Origin of the sequence: Cysteiniphilum sp. QT6929, from assembly GCF_030035755.1 — a bacterium.
GTDB classification, from domain to species: Bacteria; Pseudomonadota; Gammaproteobacteria; order Francisellales; family Francisellaceae; genus Caedibacter; species Caedibacter litoralis.
The window spans coordinates 1,203,344-1,226,553 of the sequence record NZ_CP103983.1 but is presented as its reverse complement, the minus strand read 5'-3'; the positions used below and the strand labels follow the sequence as shown (position 1 = coordinate 1,226,553).

12 protein-coding genes and 1 tRNA gene are annotated in these 23,210 nt (G+C 37.8%); 5 read left to right on the top strand and 8 right to left on the bottom strand.

The window, feature by feature from the left end; translation table 11 throughout:
* Nucleotides 1-3: 3 nt before the first annotated feature.
* The 3 genes from lepB to vapB form a co-directional block, all read right to left on the bottom strand.
* Nucleotides 4-837, bottom strand: a complete 834-nt coding sequence (gene lepB / locus NYP54_RS05160; RefSeq protein WP_283157445.1) for a signal peptidase I — start codon at nucleotides 835-837, stop codon at nucleotides 4-6.
* Nucleotides 838-1,023: 186 nt separating this feature from the next.
* Nucleotides 1,024-1,434, bottom strand: a complete 411-nt coding sequence (locus tag NYP54_RS05155; RefSeq protein WP_117003881.1) for a type II toxin-antitoxin system VapC family toxin — start codon at nucleotides 1,432-1,434, stop codon at nucleotides 1,024-1,026.
* Nucleotides 1,431-1,658, bottom strand: a complete 228-nt coding sequence (vapB, locus tag NYP54_RS05150; RefSeq protein ID WP_283157444.1) for a type II toxin-antitoxin system VapB family antitoxin — start codon at nucleotides 1,656-1,658, stop codon at nucleotides 1,431-1,433. The genes NYP54_RS05155 and vapB overlap by 4 nt, the downstream gene beginning before the upstream one ends.
* Before the next feature lie 172 nt (nucleotides 1,659-1,830).
* Between vapB and NYP54_RS05145 the strand changes: the two genes are divergently transcribed.
* A tRNA-Glu gene (locus NYP54_RS05145) sits at nucleotides 1,831-1,906 on the top strand.
* Nucleotides 1,907-1,951: 45 nt separating this feature from the next.
* On the opposite strand, the gene iglJ is transcribed toward NYP54_RS05145, so the two are convergent.
* The 5 genes from iglJ to tssB form a co-directional block, all read right to left on the bottom strand.
* Nucleotides 1,952-2,740, bottom strand: coding sequence for a type VI secretion system baseplate protein IglJ (gene iglJ / locus NYP54_RS05140; RefSeq protein WP_283157443.1), 789 nt, complete (start codon nucleotides 2,738-2,740; stop codon nucleotides 1,952-1,954).
* A gap of 9 nt (nucleotides 2,741-2,749) precedes the next feature.
* Nucleotides 2,750-3,925, bottom strand: a complete 1,176-nt coding sequence (gene tssK, locus NYP54_RS05135; protein WP_283157442.1) for a type VI secretion system baseplate subunit TssK — start codon at nucleotides 3,923-3,925, stop codon at nucleotides 2,750-2,752.
* A gap of 33 nt (nucleotides 3,926-3,958) precedes the next feature.
* Entirely contained in the window at nucleotides 3,959-4,627 is a 669-nt protein-coding gene (gene iglC / locus NYP54_RS05130; protein WP_283157441.1) for a type VI secretion system tube protein IglC, read from the bottom strand.
* Nucleotides 4,628-4,693: 66 nt separating this feature from the next.
* Nucleotides 4,694-6,244, bottom strand: coding sequence for a type VI secretion system contractile sheath large subunit (tssC, locus tag NYP54_RS05125; protein WP_283157440.1), 1,551 nt, complete (start codon nucleotides 6,242-6,244; stop codon nucleotides 4,694-4,696).
* Between the two features lie 12 nt (nucleotides 6,245-6,256).
* Complete coding sequence (gene tssB / locus NYP54_RS05120) at nucleotides 6,257-6,826, bottom strand: type VI secretion system contractile sheath small subunit (RefSeq protein ID WP_283157439.1); 570 nt, start codon at nucleotides 6,824-6,826, stop codon at nucleotides 6,257-6,259.
* Between the two features lie 626 nt (nucleotides 6,827-7,452).
* Here tssB and NYP54_RS05115 point away from each other — a divergent pair.
* From NYP54_RS05115 to NYP54_RS05100, 4 genes are read left to right on the top strand one after another with little or no spacing between them, the layout of a single operon-like run.
* A complete protein-coding gene (locus NYP54_RS05115) occupies nucleotides 7,453-12,420 on the top strand; it encodes a hypothetical protein (RefSeq protein WP_283157438.1) in 4,968 nt (1,655 codons plus the stop codon).
* 38 nt (nucleotides 12,421-12,458) lie between these two features.
* Nucleotides 12,459-17,003, top strand: a complete 4,545-nt coding sequence (locus NYP54_RS05110) for a hypothetical protein (protein WP_283157437.1) — start codon at nucleotides 12,459-12,461, stop codon at nucleotides 17,001-17,003.
* A gap of 15 nt (nucleotides 17,004-17,018) precedes the next feature.
* On the top strand, nucleotides 17,019-19,658 hold the full coding sequence (locus tag NYP54_RS05105; protein ID WP_283157436.1) for a hypothetical protein: 2,640 nt from the start codon (nucleotides 17,019-17,021) through the stop codon (nucleotides 19,656-19,658).
* Nucleotides 19,655-23,035 carry a hypothetical protein gene (locus NYP54_RS05100; protein WP_283157435.1) on the top strand — a complete coding sequence of 1,127 codons (3,381 nt, stop codon included), beginning with the start codon at nucleotides 19,655-19,657 and terminating at the stop codon, nucleotides 23,033-23,035. Before NYP54_RS05105 ends, NYP54_RS05100 begins: the two co-directional genes overlap by 4 nt.
* The last annotated feature ends 175 nt before the right edge of the window (nucleotides 23,036-23,210 follow it).

Sequence of the window (23,210 nt, the reverse complement as noted above, 5' to 3'; positions counted from 1 at the left end):
TATTTATAATACTCGTCCTATTTCGCTCCAACGTACGGAGCTGTTTAAACTATTCCAACTAAACCAAACAAAGCTTGCTTTGCCAACAAGTTCTTGATCGGTTACAAAACCCCAGTAGCGGCTATCTTCGCTGTTGTCACGATTATCCCCCATCACGAAATACATGCCTTGAGGGACAACAAGGTTGGTGAAGTTGGCTGATGGGGCGTTTGCCATATCATCAATTTGATGCGCAACTTTACCCAAATGCTCGGTGCAAATTGTGTTTGGACCATTGCCGTTATAGCTATTAACTTGGTTATCTAGGCAGTTGGTATACTCAATCGCTTTGCCATTGACCGTAAGCTTTTTATCTTTGTAAGAAATAACATCACCAGGCACGCCAATAACGCGCTTAATAAAATCAACACCGGGGTTCACAGGGAAATGAAAGACAGCAATATCACCACGCTCAGGCTTGCCTGTTTCAATCCAGACATTGTTGGTGATTGGATTTCTGATGCCATAAGCGGTTTTATTGACCAATATGAAGTTACCAACGGGTAACGTTGGTGTCATTGAAGCAGATGGGATTAAAAAGTTACCGATTAAAAAACCGCGTAAGATAAAAACGATCAAGAACACACTAAACAGTGAGCGCGCATAATCAGCCAATAAAGGTGCTTTTAGTGCTTTGTTTTTTTGAATGAACTTGCGACGTTCTTTTTTCTTCATGCCGTGGAGTTCATCCATAACCGGTGCCAAACGTTTTGGTTCAAACTTAAATTTGTCAATGGCGGCAATAATACCTGAGGCAATTGTCAATACCAGTAGCCAAAAGCTAAAATCAATATTCATAGGTTTTTATATCCTTTGTGCAATATACCGGCATTATTATACGGATTAGCCCAAAAATCGCTATGCTTTTATTGCTAAAGTCGTTTCTATCGCTGATTGGAAGCTTTAGAATGTGCTTTTGTCGCAGGAGATGGCGCTAGACCGGATCCTGTGCCTGAGAAATTGATTCAATGCGTTATGAGATAACTATTGCTTTGCAACCCAATCAATGACAGTAAGACCGTCTACTTTCTTAAATTCTTTAGTATTATTTGTTATTAGTGGGATATTTAGAGATTTTGCATGGGCAGCGATGAGTAAATCATTGGCGCCAATCAGATTACCTGTTGCTTCAAGTGATGATCTAATAAGTCCATACTCATTAGCAGCATCTTGATCAAATTCAACGATAGAAAGTGGGGCAATAAAACCTGCTAGTGCTGATATGTTCTGATCGACTCTTTTGCTTTTATAGGCGCCGTATACCAGCTCAGAATAAACGATAGATGAGATAGCTATTTCATTAAATTTATATTGCTTAAACCGGTCAAGTACCATAGGTGGCTTTTCATTAATGATAAAAATACAAATGTTAGTATCTAACATAAGCTTAATCATTTCATATCCTCTCTTTTTTGTAATGGCAAATCGATGCGTTTTTCAACCATAAAATGATCAAACTCATCTAAACACTTAAAAGCTTGTTCCCATGATTGCGGAATTTCTCGAACAATCAGGGAGTTACCAATTTTATTAATATCTACTTTATTGGATTCCAATTTTAGCGACTTAGGTATTCTAATGGCTTGGCTATTACCGTTTTTAAAGACTGTCGAGATCATTTGTATTACTCCGTTGGTATGATATATATTTTGTAGTATATACTACTGTGGATGAATGTGTTTGAAAATTAATAAAAATATTTTTCTATAGTGCTTGACAGTAAACACAAAGCTCACTAGAATGCGCTGAAGTTTTCGGCAGTATGTTGAAAATCAGTGAAAGTTTCCTAGTGTCCCCATCGTCTAGAGGCCTAGGACACCGCCCTTTCACGGCGGTAACAGGGGTTCGAATCCCCTTGGGGACGCCATAATTTAAAAGGTCGCGTAAGCGGTCTTTTTTGTTTGTGTGGATTTTAGAGTTGTGTGCGGAAAATTGAGTTAAGCGTATCTTGACCACAAGCAATAGGTAAAAAGGACTTATGATCAATTTCATTGAGTTTAATTGTTAAATCAATCGTGACGAGATGTTGCATTTTTTGGAAATATGGATTGTTGCTAATTATTTTTTGAATGCTTTCGATAATATGCTGATTAAATCGTGGGACGCTAATGACTATCTTAAGGAATGCTTTGGTTGTGTTTTTAAGTCCTTGTAGATAACAGGCGTTCAAGTAACTGGATTGATTGATATAGTAGGGTTTTAACGCCTGTAGACATTGATTGGATTGTACGCTGAAGCTTACACAATACTCTGATAATTCATATTGTAAACTGGTGACAAGTGTAGCGACTGACAAGCTATTGGTATCATGCTCGTAATAAAGCACCTGACCATTTTGGTAGCTACTGTCATAAATTTGATTAAACTCAGGATATAGCCCATAAAAATAATGATGAAGGAGCAAAGACGTCCCTTGGTTAAGGGTGTTGATAATTTGCATTTGATCATTTTTATCCGCAAGACTGTAGTAATGTTGAAGACCCGCAAAAATAGTGAGTTTAGAGAGGTTAATCATCACAAAGATATCATGATCACTGGCATAAACATCTTCAATTAGGTGATTGCTCGGTGTGATCGAGAAGTTTGCCACAAAACAGACATGTTGCGCGCTAATGTTATAGTAATGGATTAACTCGAGTAGCTCGGCAATATTAACAGAGCGTTTGAGCCTGTGATAGCGATCAATAAATGCCTTAATCATAATCGATTATTAACGGTAGTAGATAAAAAATTGATAGGTCTCATTTTTAGTATTGGCTTGAAAAATGAGGTTTTTTTCGCTTAGGATATAATCCCACTCTTGCCCTGGTGATAGGCGATAGGTTTTATACAGCAATGGGTTATTTAACTGATGTATTCCGCTATCTGGCATGTATTCTAGTTGTACACCTGATAGTGACATTTGATTGATATGTTTATTGCGTGAAATTGCTGAGAGCTTAATGAATTTTGGATTAAGATCAATGCTCTCAATACTAGGCTTCTTAACGACCAAGAAGAATTGTTTTGCGGCAAGGAAGTCACTCGCTAAGTGCGAGGCAGTGAAGTATTCCCCCTCAAGTTTTAGCTCAATAAATTGCTGCTTAATCGGTTTGTTTAAGAATGACTCAAGTGTGTTAAATAAACTTTGAAAGCATTTATGTGGAGCATAAAACTCAAAAGGCATGTACAGGGTGTTTTTCTGGAAGACTTGGTGCTCGTCAGGTAGTAAAAAACACAGCTCTTTTAAGAGTGTATATAACTCCAAGGGGTGGTAATGGATCGCGCGTTGCGTAATTGATTGTAGTTTATCCTCAAGTTTAAACAGCATTAAGCTTAATAATGGATATAAATGCGACTTGTGCTGATAATGTTGGATAAGGTGTTTAAGTGAAATAAGAATCTTCTCTAACCGATGTAAAGTTGGCAAGAAAGTTGTGCTATTGCAACTTAAAAGTGGCGGTGTGAACTCTGAGAGTTGCCAACCGTCACTGCTAAGGTGCAGCTCGCAAATTTTGATACTATGCACGGCACTTGGGTCACTGGCAAATGACAAGTGAAAACAAGGGCGCAAAGTTGGGATATCAGCGATATGCGTTTGATGTGTAACATTCACAAAAATAGATGCTTTAGTATCATCATGATCCGTTAGTGAAAGGTGTAAGGCATTATGTTGTGACGAAAGTTCAAAGAATAAACGGGTTTGCGTATATAGGGCGAGCTCATCAATCTTGAGCTCGCCCACACTAAGAAGCTTGGTATCAAGTTTTAAGCTAAGTATGCCATACTGCATTTGATAGGGTAGTTGTAGCGCTTGCGCGACATATTGATGCCCCAGCATATCTTGCGTGATGAAATATTTAGCACTTAATAATGCACCATCTTGCCAAAGAACTTTTGCTGCCATATTTTACCTTTTTAATTGTTTGTAGGCGGTGTATTAACCCGCCGTAGAGGCACCTTCATCAATGCTTAATAAGCCGTATTGACCTTTTTCAGTACTTTCACCGTGAACAACATCTAATGCCGGCTTTGAGAAGTTTTTCTTATCAACCATAACCCCGCTAATCGTTAGGATATAGTAGTCAGCTGCTGCAGTTGAGCCACCGAGGAAGCCGTATTGTTGGAAATCGATATTAAATGCCGAATTTTCAACAGGAACTAATACAAGCTCAGAAAGATCAGTAATTATGTCCCATTTCTCATCATTTTTGTACTCTTGAGAAGCATTGGTTTTACCAAACTTGATTGAAGTATCTTTTGCTTCAGATTTCTTAACAGAAGAAATAAGTCCATCTAGTGTAGTTTTCATTTTTGGACTGATTGGTAAGCCAATAGTCACTTCAAGACTTGCTTTCATTTGTGGGCCTGATAAATGAAACTCAATCAGGTTACAAGCAGCCGTTGGGCTTGTGACATCATTTAAGTTTTGACCGCCATCGATGGCAAATAAAAATTTGCCCATATCTTGTCCTAAGATCGTTAATGAGTCAAACCAGATACGCGCTTTAGAGTGACTTCCTGCAAAGTCAGCTTCGCCAAGCTTAAAACTCAGTGGTTTGGCATCTAAGACAACGGATCTTGCTACTTTAGGTTCGATACTTGCCATTTTAAAACTCCTTGTTTATTAGTGGTTGGGAAATGGGTATGTAGTAAACGATGTTTAATAATGTAATTATTCACCTTCGCCTTCAGCTTCTGCTGTGGCAAAAAGACCTGGATCAAGACGTGTATCAATTTTCAAGGTTGTATCCATGCCTTCAAATTGAATATGCGGTAATACTGTGATGTTACACTTATACCAGCCTGCCTTGCCTGGAATTTGGGTTACCTGAATATCAGCGGCTCTAAATGGATATTTTGCCATTTCAAGTGCAGTTGGTTGGAAAACTGTGGTGACATAGCGACCAAGCCATTTTGATAATTGCTCTTGGATGATCTCAGTACTGGTGACACTACCGATTTTGTCGCGAATAACACATTTAATATAATGTGCAATGCGTGAAATACATAAAGTATAGGAGAGGTTAGCGACCAATTGCGAGTTCATTGAGTCAAAGTCATCAACAAATTCTTCAACACGTTTGATTGAATTAACACTAAAGAAGCAGGCATTTGCTGTGCCTTTCTCCTCAATAATAGGGATAACACCAATGTTTGCTAATGACAACTCCATATAATCAGGCAGTGAAATGTTTAAAGCCGAACGTTGTTCATCAAAGCCGCGAATGTTATAAACTGGTGCAATAAGCTCTTTGATGTAGCCACCGTTTTCAGGACCACGAATGTACTGGAACCAGCCACTTTCAGCAAAAGAGCGCATGACATTTTTGGTGAACAATAATGATGAGCTACCCCAGAGATAGGTGTCATTTGATTCGTAATTATTAACCTGCTCAACAAAGTTATTCATGCGGCTATCGGCAACGGGATTGTTTACCGGATGATATGGTTGACGTAATATAAAGTCACCCAAGCATAAGCCAACGTAAGCTGCCTGATCAGTTTTGCGAAAGGCATTCCAGTCGCGATAGCGTGGGTGCTCAAGCAAGGTTTCAAAGCTTTTGATTTGTTTGAGTTCAGCGATATCATCAACCCCAAAAAATTGCGGGTTAATCGCAGAGATAAACGGCGCGTGTGCACTCTCAGCAACCATCCCTATCCCTGTTAACCAAGTGATATCATCCATGCTGTTTTTGAAATCATATAGCCCCATCAATAAACCATATGGCTCACCACCGTATTGGTCATACTCAGAAACATAGACTTTCTTAAATAGTTCACTGCTTGAGATATCATACAGATTGCGTTCAAAGTCGTATTGTAGCTCTTCCTTAGTAACATCAAGTATTGCAACATCGATGTTATCATAATCATGCTGCATGACTTCTTTAAGTTGTAACCATTGATTCTCTATATAGCGAAACTCAGGGTGCAATAAGATGCTATTGACTTGCTCTTCGATGATCTGGTTGATGCGCTCAATCGCACGCTGAACATAGATTTTATTGTAATTGACGATGTCATCGTTATTTGCCAAGACCAGTGCAAGAGCCGCAATATTTCTCGAGTAGTAATCATCAGCAATATTGGCAACGGCATTGATGTCTTCTTTAATATTGGCATTTATTTTTTCAATACTGGTACTTTGCTCTTCTTGTGAGCCTCCAAACATTGAAAAAATACTTGCCAAGGCATTTTGCTCTACAGTGCTTGTTTCAGACATTTTATGTTCTCCTTAACTGTTTTGCTGTGGATTTTCTTCGCCAGAGACAACTTCACCCTCAATCGCGCCATCATCAGTTTTGGCAAGATTATAATGATCTAAATTGGGAATCTCTTTTTTCAAGGATTCAAGCGTTTGCTTATCTGAAAAAATACCGTCAATGGTTTTTTTCAATGTGCGATTGTTATCAATGTCTTTTTCAAAGGAAGATAACATTTCTTTTAATTGGAGAAGTGCATTCAATTCAGGTACTTTTTTGGCAATGCGATCAGGCTGAAAATCTGCCATTGATGTGAATTTGTAATTGATATCAATCATTGGTGATTTCGCAGGATTGATGCTATTAGGAACACGCATATTTGCAGTGATTTCCATATCTTTAAGTGTGGCGTCAAGCCCGTTTTTAATCACACGGACATCTCGATCTTCAAATGGCAGCTTGGCATCTTTTGATTTGCCTTTGGATAAATCGCCCATCACGAGAACGCGATATGGAAGTTCTTTTTTCTTTGCCTCGCCTTTAACGCGAGTGTCGTATTGAATCATCAATCTTGATTTTGGAAGCTTCTTATTTACAGCCATGTTATCCGTTCCTTTTTAATGCTCTTATGGTTGATTATATGCTGAGAATATTTCCTATCAGCACTCGGATTTTTACTAGAAATTCAATTTTCTGGTTAGTTATTTGGCTGGATCAATGTAACCTGTTGATTTATGGTTAGTCAATAGCTAGAAGCAAAAAATACAAATTTATTTTTCGAGTGATTTAATAGGCTTTTTTGAAAAAATAACATTCATCTCTTGATTTATATGAATTCTATGCATGGATGTATGATGATTTTAATGAATCAGACAAATTTTGTTTTTTTTATTTTCAAAAAATGCTTTAAATTGACTTGACCTGATTGTTTGTTTATCGATAGATTATTTATTAGGAAATGGCAAATAATATACCCATCGTAAATCATTTTGCGGTGTTTAATGTTGAAGAAGTTTTTGATACTTTTGGATGATTGGATTGCAGGTAATAGCTAGGACTATTGGCAAGAGCCAATTATCCAAAAGTGTGAGAAATTTGATAACAGAAGTACTGTAAATTGGTTTGTGGTGGGTATAACTGTCGTTACTTGAGCTACACCGCTCGTAAATTATTTTGCGATAGCTATATTGGCTTGAGTATTGGAGTAACTAACCTACAGGGATAATGGATGATGTTTGGAATGCCTTTTTCAGTTGCAAGTTTTTCACCGGTTGCCAAACTGGGTTATCAAGTCTTGCAAGAAGCGTATAAAAGCTATGCGTCAATCGAAGATGTTAATGATAACACCAAGGTCGAAGATGTTTCACTTATTGTCGTCGATCCGCAGATTGTGCAGCAATATGTTAATTTCTTTGATGATAAGATTGGTGAGATTCGTGAGGGACTAAAGGGAAGCGTCAATAAGATCGAAAGTCATGATCTGCAATGCCGCATGCAGTTTGGCAGTGAAAACTCAAAAGAGGCGCATAAATTCTTAGCTGAAAGCTGGGGTTTACGTGAAACATCCAAAAAAATATGGGGCTATCTATCGGGCAAACGTGTGTTTTTAACCGATGGTATTGCTCCATATAAACTAGCAGTTGCATCTAAAAGTGGGCGCATTGATAACGGCTCAAACTTTTTTGAACTGGATGATGTAAAACGTGATCTTATTATGGTTTTTGCCGACTTAGTGACTTTTTTGCAAGTGCACACGGCAAGCTCATTAGATCCAAAGAAACTCTCTGATGCACAAACCGATGCAGATATCTCGACGATGGTCAATAAAAGTGGCACGGTTTATACCTTTGTATCTTTGGATATTGTCTTGTTATTTATCATTACCAACCATCTTTATAATATCCTCAATATGACGCATTACCTTTATCAAAATGGTAATTTGGTTTATCCAACCTTATATGCGCATATCGATCATTTAAACGAATATATCACATCCATTGCTATTCCACTTTTAGAGCAAAAACAAGAGCAAAATTTACAAGAGCGCTCTGAGTCTTTTCGTAATGCTACTTCACATTTGGTGAGTGTGCTTAAGGAAAGTCAGAATATCCATATGCAAAAAATGTCGACCATGTTAAGTCGCATAGGTGATAAGCAGGTTGATGAAGTTTCCTATATGAATGCCGCCCCTACCGCAGGGATTGCTAGTTTCTTGGCAAAAAAATCTTACAGCAATATTGCTTCAAGCATGGGTAATGTTAAAGCATTTGTGACCGATGTGGCTGAGCAAAAAGGGCATTATGACCAGATGCAAAAAGTGATTGCGCAAAATAAAGCAGCCATTGAAGCATCCAAGCAAATGATCAAAGAGAAGCCTAATGACAAAACCTTGAAAGTTTTTGGTGGTAACTTTGGTCATACGATGTTAGGTGGTGCTGACTTAGGTGGCAAGTTTAAAAAAGCCATTCCACCCTTTGAAGTAGCACGCTTGTCACAGTCATATTTCCAAAGCGTCTTATACAAAGTAGAAACTTCAGCACCAACGGCAATGCTTAAACATATTCACGAATCAATGCCGTTGATGAATTATTATTTTGATTTAGTGCGTCCAATTTTACGCCTGATGTTTAGCTATAATGATATTTCACTTAATAGCAGTATGTTAAACACCTTTATTGGTAGCTTATACCTTAAGATGTTTACCTATTATGATGCATTTTTTACCGAGGTTAAGGACAAAACCGCTGTTGATGAAAAACTCAATGATTTAATGGGTAAAGACTATGTTAATACTGCAGTGAGTATTACATTGGAAAAAGCAGCAGAATCAGATCCAGTAAAACATAAGATTGTTGCCATTAGCTATTCAGATATACATCTGACAACAGAAAAAGAGATTGCTCAATTATTATTTGGTAGCAAGCAGCAAGCAATGCCTGAAATGGCATATCTTGAATGTGCAGAAATAGACTTAGCAATAAAGCTAGATGTCCTATTTAGCAAAATGAAAGATCCGGAACAAATCCCAATTGTTCAAGCGTGGGTTGATAAGGTACTGATGATTAAAGCAATTGCTGCCAAACAGGGTGCGCCTTTAACGCAGGCAGCAATTGAGGTTCCTGAAGACGCTGATGCCAAAGGCTTTGGTGATGATGTAGCTGCTATTTTAAAGAAAGAAAAGCGTGATGAAGTATATAAACATTTTGCTGAAAATGCCGATGATTTAGAAAAAGTCATTGCCAGTTGCTTTCCACTTGAAATGCCGATGTTGCAATTTTTATTTAGAAAGCGCAGTGCAGTCAGTCAATCATCACTAGCAATCAGTGGTGTGACGCCTTTTTATTTATTGCTTGATTATAGCTATAGCATGATTGTGCATTCCTTTGTTGTACACTACGCGCGCGAGTCAATGGATAAGGCCAACCAGGCGATTAAAAAGCATCTTTATGTAAAGGATGAGGTAAAGGCAGAAGATAAAAAAATTGAACAGCGCTTAGAAAAATTAATTCAAGAGTACTTAAAGCGTTATCAAAAATGCTTTTCACAAAAAGAACTTGATGAAATATTAAAAGGTGATCCTGTTAATCAGGTCATAAAGGCCATTGCCGCTTCAGCAAAAGATGCGTTACTGCCAACCATGGCATTGATACTCGCAACAATGATGTCGTTGTTTGAACGTTTGGTTTTACTTGATATCGGTAAACGCTCAGCAAGTAGTATGATCAAGCAATATGGCAGCATGATTTTTCATAACGAAGCGTTTAGAGGCAGTTTAAAAAAGCTTTATGAAGACGAGCGAAGTATCGCGCAAGTGTTAGAAGCTATTACTTATCAGCTGTTACCTGAGCTTGAGCAATATGCTGATACGGTGAATAGTCATTATTGGTTAAGTGGGCTAAAGAAAGTCTATAACAGTGTGCGCCCGCAAATGATGACTTTATCAGATTCACTGTATAAACATGGGCAGATGGCAGTTGACTACTTGGATAAAGCCAGTGTCTACCTCAAAGATGGGCAAAAAGTTGATATTAAGCAAAAAGCCTATTTAACCCTGCTTAGCAATATCCATGAGTTCTTAAAGCAGCAAGTGCAAACAGTGCCCTATAACGCCAAAGGAGAAACATTTGAATATGATACCTTTGTACAATCAGCGATTATAAAAAATGATCAAATTCAAGCGAGTGTTAAAGAACAAAAACTAGCATTGTTGAAAAAAGTATCGGATTACTCTGAGCTTAAGCAATACCCATTAGAAACAAAAATGTTCTTTTACAGTATGTTAAGAGGTGGTGGCTGGAGCTTGTTTAGCACGCACCCCATTCCATCGGATGAATTTTTGTTGTCGAGTGTTGATAGTGAGCTTTTAATGTATTCCTTTTTGGATGATAAGTATCAGAAAATACTTTCAGAGTCAAAAATCACATATGACGTACCACGAGAAATGTTTGCGGATTTGAATAACCAAATTATTAAAGGTTATCAGCTCAATAATGTGATGGACTGGTGTTTACTGGAAGCAGTTCACCATGGACGAAGGGGGCGAACTGAAGTCAGTGATTTTGAAAAATCAATCATTTGGCTGCAGTTTTTACCAGAGGACAAGAATCCGCTGCGAGTGTCGCTTTTAAAGCAAATTGAGATTATTCAACAGTTGTTTTTAAGCTTTAAACATTATGATAAGACTCAGAAAAAAATAATTACGGCAGCGCTTCTTTATGCGATTTTGCAGAATGATGAGCTTTATAAAAACATTCAGCCATTAGCCGGTGTGCAGTTAGATACGGATTCGGATGCGCAGTATAATCTTATCTTTGACAAGGTTATGGGCGCCTTTGAATATGATCAAGCAAGCATGCCTGCAACAATGTATTTCATTGTATGCACATTGTATTCGTTGATTAGTTTTGAGGTTGAAGGTTCTAGCTTCAAATCAGGTTTTGCAAAATTAATTCAAGCCAATAAAACGTGGTTAACGGAGGATGAACAAGCTTCATTGGTGTATGTATCAAAAGATTGTGATTTTTCAACGTTAGTTTTTATTAGTCAGCAAATTGAACTTAGCATTGCTTCTATTCAGAAGATTATTCATCAGGCTTTCCATGATTTTAAAACGCTTTTTGAAAATGAAAAACTTAAACAGTCATTGGCTGAAAACATTAAAAAAGTGGCTCAAGGGAGTGTTAAGCGATTAAAAGATCATTTGTATGATAGCTCGTTATACCTTCAATCAAGACGTGTGTTTTGTATACTAAAAGCACAGGGTGCAACCACGGATAAATCTAAATCAGGGGAGATGGGGACAAAGCGGCATGCTAGTTTTTTTGAGTTTGTTAAGAAAGATAGCATATCTAAATTAACAGCCCCTCAATTTGTAACGGCTGGAAATTTCAACTGGTCAACAGAACGTTTTGTAAAGGAGGACTATGTTCCAAGATCACGAATAAAAGTAAGTGATATTATGAGGTGCAACTTTGTGAACCCTCAAGATAGCAGAAGTGTCATAAGTGATCGCTATGATATTGCATTTAGTATGTTGTCATATCCTGCGGTATATGCGTTGATCAAGCGAGAGGTAAATAAGCTTTTAGAGTTAATAGACCCGCAGCAACCAACAGTCAAGACTCTGCCTGTTCATACAAGTGCTATTACCTTGGCGGTTACTATTGTTATGATGTCCTATGTTGCTAAGAGCTCTTATGTTTTTGATACAATTACTGAAGTAGATGCTGATACATTAAGTCAGAAAATCTTAACATTAAAAGGTTTTCTACCCCAGGACTTCTGTATTCTTTACACTGAGTATGAGGAGTTTTATTCACGTTTTATTGAATGCACTCATGAAGATGATACATTGGTGAAGTTTCAAGACTCAGATACGATGACAAAAGATAAAGAAGCGCATCTACGAGCTATGCAGCGACTGATGGATGATGGGTGTTTCACCACACTTAAAAATAAAGGAGAAGACGTATTTTCTGAAAATGGAAAATATGGAAATTGTTATGATAGTCCAGTGACTGGGATGGGGAAAAGCTCTAATTGGAAAAAAGAATGGGAGTTAGTTGATCTATACAACGAACAAGCATTAATCCGTTTATATGATGACTCCGCGTGGATGTTAGAAGCAGATTCAAAACTACGCATTAAGAAACTACAAACGTATGTCGCAGATTTTGAAAAAGCATTAAAGCAGTAGACCAACAGCAGAAAAAATAGATAAAAAGGAGTTTGAGCATGGGCTTAATTAGCGGTGCAGTACAATTAGCGACATTAGCCTCAAATGCAGGCAAGGTGATCGATGGCTACAATGAGGTGCAAAAGCGTTTAAGTGCCAGTGAGGATATTGAAACTCAATTGGCTGTTGCAGATTATGATACGGTGGTGATTGTTGCAAAACCGGCGCAAGCGCAAGCTTATCGCGATTTCTTCAATGATAAAAAACTAGCACTTAAGAATATGGTCAGCTCTGGCTATAACGAGCGCGCTTTCGATGTCGCTGTTAAAATGGGCGTGCAAGTTAGTAAAGAGCAGTTTGACAAAGTACAGGAAAAAACCTCCTTTTGGCAAAAGACAAAGATCCGTTTTGCGGATTGGTTCCAAGGCAAAAATGCTTATATTACCGATTGCTTAAATCCGCGGATGTTAAAAAATGTGCTGACATTTAATTATGAAAACCTAGAAAGTGATAACTTAAAGCTGATTGCTAAAGTGCTAGAGTCCCTCTATCACGAATATGTTTCTTATTATGAATGGTTAGCAATGAGCGAGGATGCTAAAAAGGTCACACAAGAAGATGATGAAAAATTGTATGCGGGATGCTACTACTCCGAACAGAAAAAGCTATGGATCATCCATGATGAGAACTTATGGAAAACAGCGGTAATTGTGACACACTTGGTCAAGATCTTAACTTGTCCAAATGTACAGTGCCATAACGACAAAACACTTGTTTCAGGTAGCTTCGGTATTGCCAGTATCGTGCCTATTGCGCTTTATCATATGCATTTCTTAAATGAATTTTTACAAAAAGAGTATCGACGTCCTGAGCATGATCAGGAGATTAAAGACAAACGTCAAAAGCTTGCAAGTGATGCCAAGGCGGTTGTTGAAAAGCTTTCAAAGACAACATCCAAAGGCACATTGGTCAAAAAAATGGCGGATTATGCTAGCGGTAATCAGCCCTCAGCAATTACTGATACCGAGGTGGCAAACTTACTAAATATTAAAGCACTACAGCTTATTAGTGACAGCTTAAAAGAGTCTCAGCAAGCCTCAAAAAGTGGGGTTTTAGGTAGCTTTAAAGAAAGTGAAGCCGTGGTTGACTTTCAAACAAAGTTTGATGAAGTATCTAAAGATTTGGTTGAGGCACAAAAGGCACATGTTGAATCGGTCAAAGCGATTCACGATTTGCAGAAGTCAGCGCAACAGTGTGATGTATTTGTCGATAGTGCGTCACTGGGTAATTTATTTGGTATTTTAAAGAATAAGCGTCAGACGGTGATATCAAGCTATTTTAAGCTGCATGATTTTCAAGGACATTTACGTGTTTTCCAAGACTATATTGTTGCGGTTGAGAGCTTTGCACAAAAGAGCTTGCCAGGTGATCAAGTGTCATTAATGCTAGCTGATAAATCGCTTGAATATGTTGTCAAAAATCTGCCATTTCAATTATCAACGATTATTTTTCCAAGCTATCCTGTGATTGATAATGGCATTTTTATTACCACGTGCAAAGAAAAATACTTTCAACAAATGACCTCATCAAGCTTTGAGTTTTTAATGGTTGAAGAGGATAAGTTAACAACCGCGGATGTGGATAAATTAGATCAAGTAACTGATGCGTTAAAATTAGTAACAATTGAATATGTAGCACAAAAAGATACTCTGACATTAACTCATAATCAAACTGCTAAAATTCCCCAGGTTAAAGAGCTTGTGATAAATTACCAGTTAGAGCAAAAAGAGAAAATTAAAGGCAAGAAAACACTTAATGAATTGTTGGGATGCTTTGCTAAAGAAAGTAAAGATCCATTTGCACAATTTGTGCAAGCACGGCATGAGGCTTTGGAAGGATTAAAAGGCTTTTTAAAAGAAATTGAAGCGGCATTTTTAACAAAAGAAAAAGTCATTAGTGTTGATGCGAGCCAGAACTATCGTGAGGCATGCTATGGACAGATGACTGCATTTATTAATGAGTTTGTATTTGGTATTAACCAGTCGCATATCAAGCAAGTTTCTGAATTAACGATGCAGATGTTTTCAGCTTCTTATCCGGAACAGATGCCATTTTTACAACACATGTTTAGAACGCGTATGGGCTTACTTAATGAATTTGCTAAGTTTAGTAGTTATGACATGGTGGTGCATTGGCAATTAGCGCACAGTATGTTGTATTTCTCAACCCAAGAATTATATGGTAAAGGGGCGATTGAACGCGGCAAAATCGATCAAAAAGAGCTTCAAGCAAAATTATTTGATTATTTTCAAGGTAAGACACCTAATGTTGATGAGTCTGATTTGTTTTTAGATCAAAAATTATCACTTATCGAACAAATTGCCAGTTTGAGAGTCAGTGATACCGATTTTCGCTTTTTGATTTCGCTATGTGTTGCAGCTTTAATGGTTGAATATGATCATTTGGTTCAGCTTTATTTAGTACAGCAAGCATTAAGACAGCTTGTTGGGTTATATGGTGAGGAGTTCATTAGAACGAAGAGTTTCCAAGATATTATTGCCAACTTCACTAAAGTATTGTCTGAAGTTTATAAGAAGTTTGAGGATAGTTCGCGAGCGTTAACCAAAAGTATCGATGCGTGGAAAGAGTCTTTGCAAAAAGATGCGACACGTGTCAAGGTGCATGGTAATAGCTACCAAGCAGTACGTAAAATTAGCAAATTAAGAGAGCGCTTAGATGTTTATAAAGAGTTGGTGACCAAAACCAATGAACAGGTGAAAGCTATTGAAGGTGCGCAGGAATGGGAAAAAGCCCAAGGCTATACTGGTTTTTGCCAAGCCTTTGTTGATGATAGTAAGGCTCAAATCTATGCGCCACAATTAGAAGAAAATTTAGATACATTTTATGATGCGAATGTTATTAAAGCTGCCAGCACTTTGAAAGATAAGCGCTACAAAGACTTCCAAGACTCAATGCATGCCTATTTAGAACAAGGTGCCAAAATCTTAAAGGATTTGCGCTTTGATAATCAACAGCCAAAGCTTGTCAGTATGGTTGTTGAGGATCAATTAACAGAAATTGCGCTAGGAGAGAAGCTAGGCAGCAAACCTTATAACTTCACTGCCATGGTGCAAGCTATTGGTGCCGCTCAAGATATTCCAAGTCAGATCATGAGTGGATTTAACTCTGAGAGTAAAGCGTATATTTATATGCAATTGGTGTTATCCAGCAGTAGTTCGACCTTGAAAAATAACATGAATATACGTCAGCTAGTATCTTTTGTCATTAATACCGAAGACATGGTGAATCTCTATGGTTTATTTAGTCAACTTAATGAACTAATGCTTAAGATGTATGCCCACGGTATTGGTGATGAGCCGATTTATCAAGGTGATAGCAAAGATAAAGTATTATCAGAGCGAATGATGGCTACTTTAGGGGAAGGGACGGCACAAAGCCGTTATGCACAATTGTGTAATACCGAATCAAATGTTTCTTTGAGTGAATTTATCGCTAAGTATTTAGACCTAATCTCCGTGAGTGAATTTAAAAACCAAGAGAAAGAAAGGTTATTAAATGATGATAGTGTTAGCTTCTACACGGTTGCGGCTGAAATTATGCATGCTTTGTTACAGGCTTATGTCAAAGTTGCGATCAATATTGAATATGCAACACGCAGCAGAAACTTCAGTGGCAGTGAGCAAAACCAATTAAGACTCTGGGCGGTTGATGTGATGACTAAATTACAGATCAAGCGTTTTGACGAGAGTGGTGATGTACGTTATCAAGGGTTCTCGCCAGTGTATAAAGTGGATGATTTAAAAGTAAGCTTATTATTAAAAGCAATGCTATCAAATACCAGTGAGCGCCAAAAAGAAGCAGTTGGCAGTCTAAGCACACAGCGCACAACAATACAATTAGCTGTGCAAGAGGAGTTGCGCAAAGCTCAGGCAAGTTATCTACAGCAGATTGTAAATTTGACAGGTTCAGCATGTAATGCTGATAGATCTCTAAACTGTCAGGCATTGATTACGAGAAAAACTACACGCAGTGGTCAGCGTAAAACGCCGATTTATATGAATATTCTTACCAATATGGAGTCTAATACAAGCTTGCGCTCATTATCAAAATATACTTTTAAATCGAGTTATCATGTGATTGATAAGCAGACTTTTACTCAAGATAGTATTATCGAAATTGAAAAATATAGATTGCTTAAAGGCGTGATGCTTGATCCTAAATCTCAGCGAGAAATTGCCTTTCAAAGCTTTGGTGGGTTTGATCAAGATGTAATGGATTACTTATCGACGTCAGAAGCTGAAAGTAATAAAGAAGCATATAGCGATAAGAAAAGCACATGGTTGGCAGTCAGAGGTGTTTTTGATGGTGGAAAAAAACAGGCATTGCTCGCGCAAGCATATTTGATTCTTGATGAACCTGCTAAGTTACAAAGTTTAATTGATGCGTATCAGACAAGCGGTCAATTTGATTTGGTGTTGTTAGATGGCTCTGCAGTGACTTCCGTTACTGATGCTAATAAGAAAGATCCGAATAGCCATGAGTTTTATCCCAAACGTCAATTCAAACAGCCAGTGGTAATGTAAGGAAGAAGTATAGGTATGGCAATAATAGATGAAAGCAAGACGCTTGATGATGAGAGCACAAGTGTCGTAGAACAAGAGCAAAAGACATCTGAAATGAAAGACATTAATGTGCAATTAGCAGATATCTTAGCCGAAGTTTTGCCGAATTTGAGCTTAAGCTCAGAACGTTTTGCCTATATCTCACATGCATTACTAGATATATTAACCATTGCCGTAATTGATGAGTTAAATGATCAGAGTATTGATAAATTAAAGCTATTGCATCAAAAGATTCTAGGCTTAATCAAAGCCAAACAAAAACCTGGATTTCGCCAAAGTATTGCTTATGCTCGTGTGCTTGATTTATTATCTGCCGGTGTGCTATCACGTTATGTGATACGCCCCTTTAAGGTGTATTTTGAAAAATTGACTTTTATTAATCTATTGGATGAGATCCTAGAGACAAATTTTCAAAATACATCGAACATGCTTGAGAATGCACGCTTAATGTTGGATGAGCTTGAGACTTTATTGGTTGAAGAAGTGCTATTGCAACTTGATGGCGTGGATATTTTTAAATTTAAGCAGGTGGTGAATAAGTTATCACGCTTTTTCGCACTTAGCATTGTCAGTAAAAACGAGTCACGCAAATTGTTCGCACTTCTACAAACCAAGATTCGTCCAGTGATTGGATATGATCCGTTTATCGTTGAACAAGTTATCACGATTGAGCTTAATCCATTAGATGAAAATCTAGCAACAAAGCCATTAACATTAGTCAGTAACAAGTATCAAAACCAAACAGAAAAGTCACAGTTTAAAGGTTTGATGTTGGCTAATTACCATATTACTGAGCTTGATCTTGAGCTTAAGCGCTATGGTTTTGATGGCATGCTTAAGTTTCAAATCTCATATGATGATGGCGTGCATCCAGATTATGCATTTTTGTATCAGAATGTTCCGTTATCAATGGCGATTACATTAGAGAATACCTATGTTTTTGATGATCCTGATAAGAAAAACACCAAGTATCAGACTAAGTTGCAATTACAAGCAATTGCTTCCATGGCAAACGATGATCATTTACAATTCGCCGATCCTTTGGTTGAACAAAATATTCATAAGCAAACAAGTAAAATTGCCTCGATGTTGCCATCTTTCACCTTGAAATTTAGCGATCCACTAAAGGCATTCTGGTCACAACATCAACCTATTTATGTTGATTTTGATAAATCATATATCGATGTGTTTAATGACAATAATTTCTTCCAAAGTTGGGTGCAGATTGATGCAGCCAAATGCAAAAAGCTTGCAACCAAGCAAAAACAAATAATGGTATCCGCTTACGTACGTAGTTTCTATGATTATTTCATTGAAGCTTTGGATCATTACAGTGTTTATTTGGTGTATGACTACAGTAAGCTCACAAAGGGCAAAAGCAGCTATGTTTTATATGATGCGCTAAGCAGTGATTGGCAAAAAAAACCTGAAGGCAAGGGTACATTAACCTCAAAAGATTTATTTCAAATCGATCATGCACACTGCCAAGTACAGCCACTATGGTCAAAAACACAGAATATGATGAATCTAGCAGATATGAGTACGGATAGAAAACCCTTGGCAAAAATTTATAATGAAAAACAGCCATTAATCAAAGGTTTTGCACTTGATCGCGTTCAGTTCGTTGAAGACCCCAAGATCTACACCAATACCGAGCAAAAGATTACAAGCGATTTGCAAAGCGCTTTAGCTTGTGTGGCGAAATTTCAGGTGAGTTTGCGTGAGCTGATGCCTTTTTTCCCGATAACACCAAGTTATGACTTGATCGCCTTGGATAAAACACAATGGCAAAATACCTTTGTCGGGCAAAGCACAGCGGTAATCTTAAGTGCTCAACGTTTTCAGCTTATGCAGAATAAGGCAACGATCGAGTTTGTGAAGCGTAAATTAACCGAGCAAAACTATGAGTCAGAAACGGACAAGGATCGCTATGAGAAGATCACGATGATTGGTGTGCCTGCTGGTATTACTCATTTTGTGCAGCTTCAAAGTCAATGGCTAGATCAAAGTGCTAAGGCAAATGACTTACCTCAATATCAATCGTTTGTGACATTTCAGACACAAGCAATGGTAACGATTGGTAAAGATGTTGATGATAGTGTCAAATATGCTTATAAGCTTTATAAAGGCCAGTCTGAAACTGAAAGCTCATTTGCTGACGATCAAGGCACTAAACTCACCGATTATGTCTATGCCAAGCAAAGTGAGAACTTATTAAGCTATGCATGTAATTTGCCAAAAGCTCTCTATAAAGATCCTACCAAACCTGCACCACTGTATGTGCCAGTAGCAGGCTTTGGCGTCACAGCAAATACATTTAATTTATTACGAAATGGTGATGTTGTGTTGTTGCAGTTTAGCTCGGCAGAAACCGTCGAAATTAAATCCGTTAAACTAAATACAGCAACAATTGAAGATAAAGCCTCACAAAAAATAGCACAGCAAACACTCTATGGTGCACAACAAGAATGTGCACTTAGTTATACCCAAGATGCGAATGATCAACAATTTAACTTAAAACAATCAACAAAAAATGGCGAGGGGATTAACGCCTTGGCGTTTAGTGATAAACAGGGAATTATATTAAGCTTTAGTGATGAAAAGGAGTCAAAATGAGTCTATTAACCAGTAAATATGCCGTGATGCTTTTTGGCGCGATGGGCGTGGCTGCTTTTTTGGTCTTTATTGTTTGGTTGATCAAAACCTTAAAGACTGAAAAAAGCAAGGCAACGTCAATGTTTGGTCGCTTGAAAAAAGCAGCACCGAAAGCCAAGAAAAATAAAAACCCATATGCAGATGCTCAGCTAAATATTCAAAAGCAGGCAAAGCATTCATTTTGGCCATCCTTTTTATGTGTTTATGAAGGCAATATGGATCATGCCTTGACTTATCTTGGTGGTTTGATTGATTTAGATGCCTTTGAGATTACTATTATTGATGCGAATCAATCGATTATTGTTGGACATGGAAAGATGATTGTCGTGGTTACCTTAGAAAGTACCAAGCAGTTAAATGTCCCGTTGTTTAATGGTTTTTTGAATAAGCTTTATCACCGTGGTGCGATTCAGCTGCCTGTCGTATTACTAAAGGCGACAAGTAATGATTTTATATCGAGTCAGTTTGCAATGTTTCAGAAGTTTATGGCACAAATGCCCTTATTCTCACATGGAAATTATCAGATACATTTATCGGTTGCTGATTTTGCGATGGATGAGGAAATAGAAGCGCTTTTTGATTTGTTGAAACATGATACTAAGATAAGCTTTGAAGCGCCAAGCTCTGCTGAGGAGATTAAAACAACCTTGGATGATGAGTTTGCTGTTATCCGTCATCGAATCTCAGTGAAATTAAGTGATTTGAGCAATCATACGACTGAAGTGCAGCGTGCGTTAACGGCAGCTTATCAAATTGAGCGTGCGACTTTGCCAGCGATACAATTAGTTTCTGAGTTAACGCAAGGCGCTTATAGTCAAGTGCCTGCCAAAGCGATTCATCTTGATTTTGGTATACATGCTAAAAACTATCACAGTACGTTCTTTGATTTTGGCTCCAAAGCATATAAAAATGCGTTAAAGCCAAGGCATGTATTAGTGCCTGCGGTAGTATTTGTTTCGGCATTCTTTAGTACGGTGTTTGCCTATAATGCCTATCAACAATATGAGTTTAGTGAATTTATTCAATTGAAGCGTCCTTTTGCACCATTAGATACGATGGAAACAGAGGCAGCCGCTAAGACTTATGAGCAATGGGTAAGCTATTATCGTAGTCAATTATTATTGCCTTTTTTATATAATGCGCATGGTAATAAAACACTAAACCGCTTATATGCTAATTATTTGTATGAAAACGTGCTATTACCAAAAATATATCAAACAGAAGACTATCTACACAAGGCGATTTATTTATCGCTTATTGCCAGTACTAACTCAAGCAAGGTTGCTGATGTGCTTAAGGATAATATTTCATTGATCTCTTTAATTACTGGCTTGTCTTCTGAGCAATTAGGTATCGTGTATCGTTATGGTAGTAACAACAGCAAGCTGGTCTCACACATTCCGAGTAATCTATACAACGCAGAATCTGATGACTCTAAAATCATAAATTCAGCAAGTTCGATTGCTTCAGGTAAGATGTTGAGCACCTTTTTTGATGGTGATTACTTTCATGCGACGAATGATCAGCTAAAAGAGTATATCAGTCGCAATGTGATTACCCATCAAGAAGTATGTTTATTACAGCAAGTTGTGCCAGATATGTTAACTAACGATTTACTTAATAATTCAGGTGTTAGCAAGTTCTTGGCAAAATTGGGTAGTGCTTTACCGCAGGATCAGTCTTATTGTAGCGGTAGCACGGCATTGATCGATTTGCAAAACCTTATTCCAGCTACACAGAACAATATCACAAGCTTCTCAGACATTGTTGAGCAAATGTTTCACTATAACGATAAAGTCAATGCTTTCTTTAGTAAGCGTTCAGTCGATCAATCAAAAGAGCAGGTGTGGAAGCGTATTTTATTGAGTGCTGAGCTTAACTCTATTTTGGTTAGCGTGCTCAATCGCAATCAAAATACGATTAATTTGCTCGATGATAGTGATTACTATCAATACACTTTCAAAACAGTCTTCTCGCGTAATGTAACCGCCGTGTCATTAGTCTATTCAAAAAACACGTTGATGAACTCGGTATTACCGCTATTAAATCGCTATGAGAGTTTGGTGAAATTACTGCAACAATACAATATCAACTATGGCGCATTTGATCGTTTGGAAAAGGGAGCGTTAACACATTATGCCAGTCAATATGTGCAGATGTTGAATCAAGTATTGGAAAACTCTTTGCCAACCAAGGTGTCGATTGATAACTTGCAGATGTTTTTGATTGATATCACTTCAGATAATACGCCATTTAGCAATATGCTTGATTATATCAAGACCAATACAAGCTTTGGTAAAGGGGAAACTCTGCCCGCGGAGCTGCAAATTATTCCGAATAATTTCGCGCGATTAAATGAGTTTGTCGCATCTCCAAAATACCAAGACTATAAACAAGTTTTATCATCTGTGAGTAATAATCTCTATCAACGTAATCGTGAAAATTACACACGTTTATATGAAGAGATCAATTCAACCAAAGAAGATTCATTATTAGCTAAGCTCAATGGTTTGATCGATGCCCTAGGTGTGCCAAATAATGAGGCCTATCAATTGCTTAAAGTACCAGAGAGTATCATTCGCTTGAGTGTTGCGCAGTATCTTATTACTGATTTGAAACAGCAATGGGATCTTGATATCGTACCTAAAATTGCACTGGTGAAAAGCAAGTTTCCATTGGATTTGAACTCCAGTAGTATTATTAGCTCAGATGCGTTAAATGACATGTTTGGACCTAAAGGTGTTGTTTACAATGAGATGTATTCATTACTTAAAGGCTTTATTCATTTAGATGCGATTAGTGGCATTTGGCAAGTTGATAATAATTTAACTCAAGAGCAACAAAAGACGCTTGTGAGCTATATCGATTCATTTAATTACTTCTATCGTTTGCAAAGTGATTTATGGACAACAGATGGCAAGCCGCGAGCGGTGGATATGTTTGTCGCAGCAACACCTTTTAAACAGGTTTCCCTAGATGGCATTAGCAAAATGGTGCTGTCATTTATGCAAATTGGTAGCAAGGATCGTGTATTGGGATTAGATACCTATGACCAAAGCAATCATCCGGTTGTTTATGATTGGCAGTTGCAACCAACCGTATCCATTGGTTGGTTAAGTAACAGCAATGTAACTTATCAAAAAACCTATCAAGGTGAGTGGGCGGTCTTTAAGATGTTGGCGGATGCTCATTGCGATAGTGATTGGTTGTGCAGCTGGAAAATCAGTAGTGACAATAGCAAAGTAGCGCCATTTGTCGTGAGCTTTCAGTTAAAGTCAGATATTTTAAAACTGGTTAAGTATCAACAAGACAATAATGCGGATAATTTTCAAGCGTAGATTATGATTTATAAACACCCCGCCTCGCAAGCTCGGCACCCCTCTTAAAAAGAGGGGAATACTGCAATGCCCCCTTATTATTCCCCTCTTTTTAAGAGGGGTGGCAGCCGCAGGCTGACGGGGTGTTTTTTGGAATGAGGTTTGGTTGGAAATAAAAAAGAGTTAGGGCAGGAGC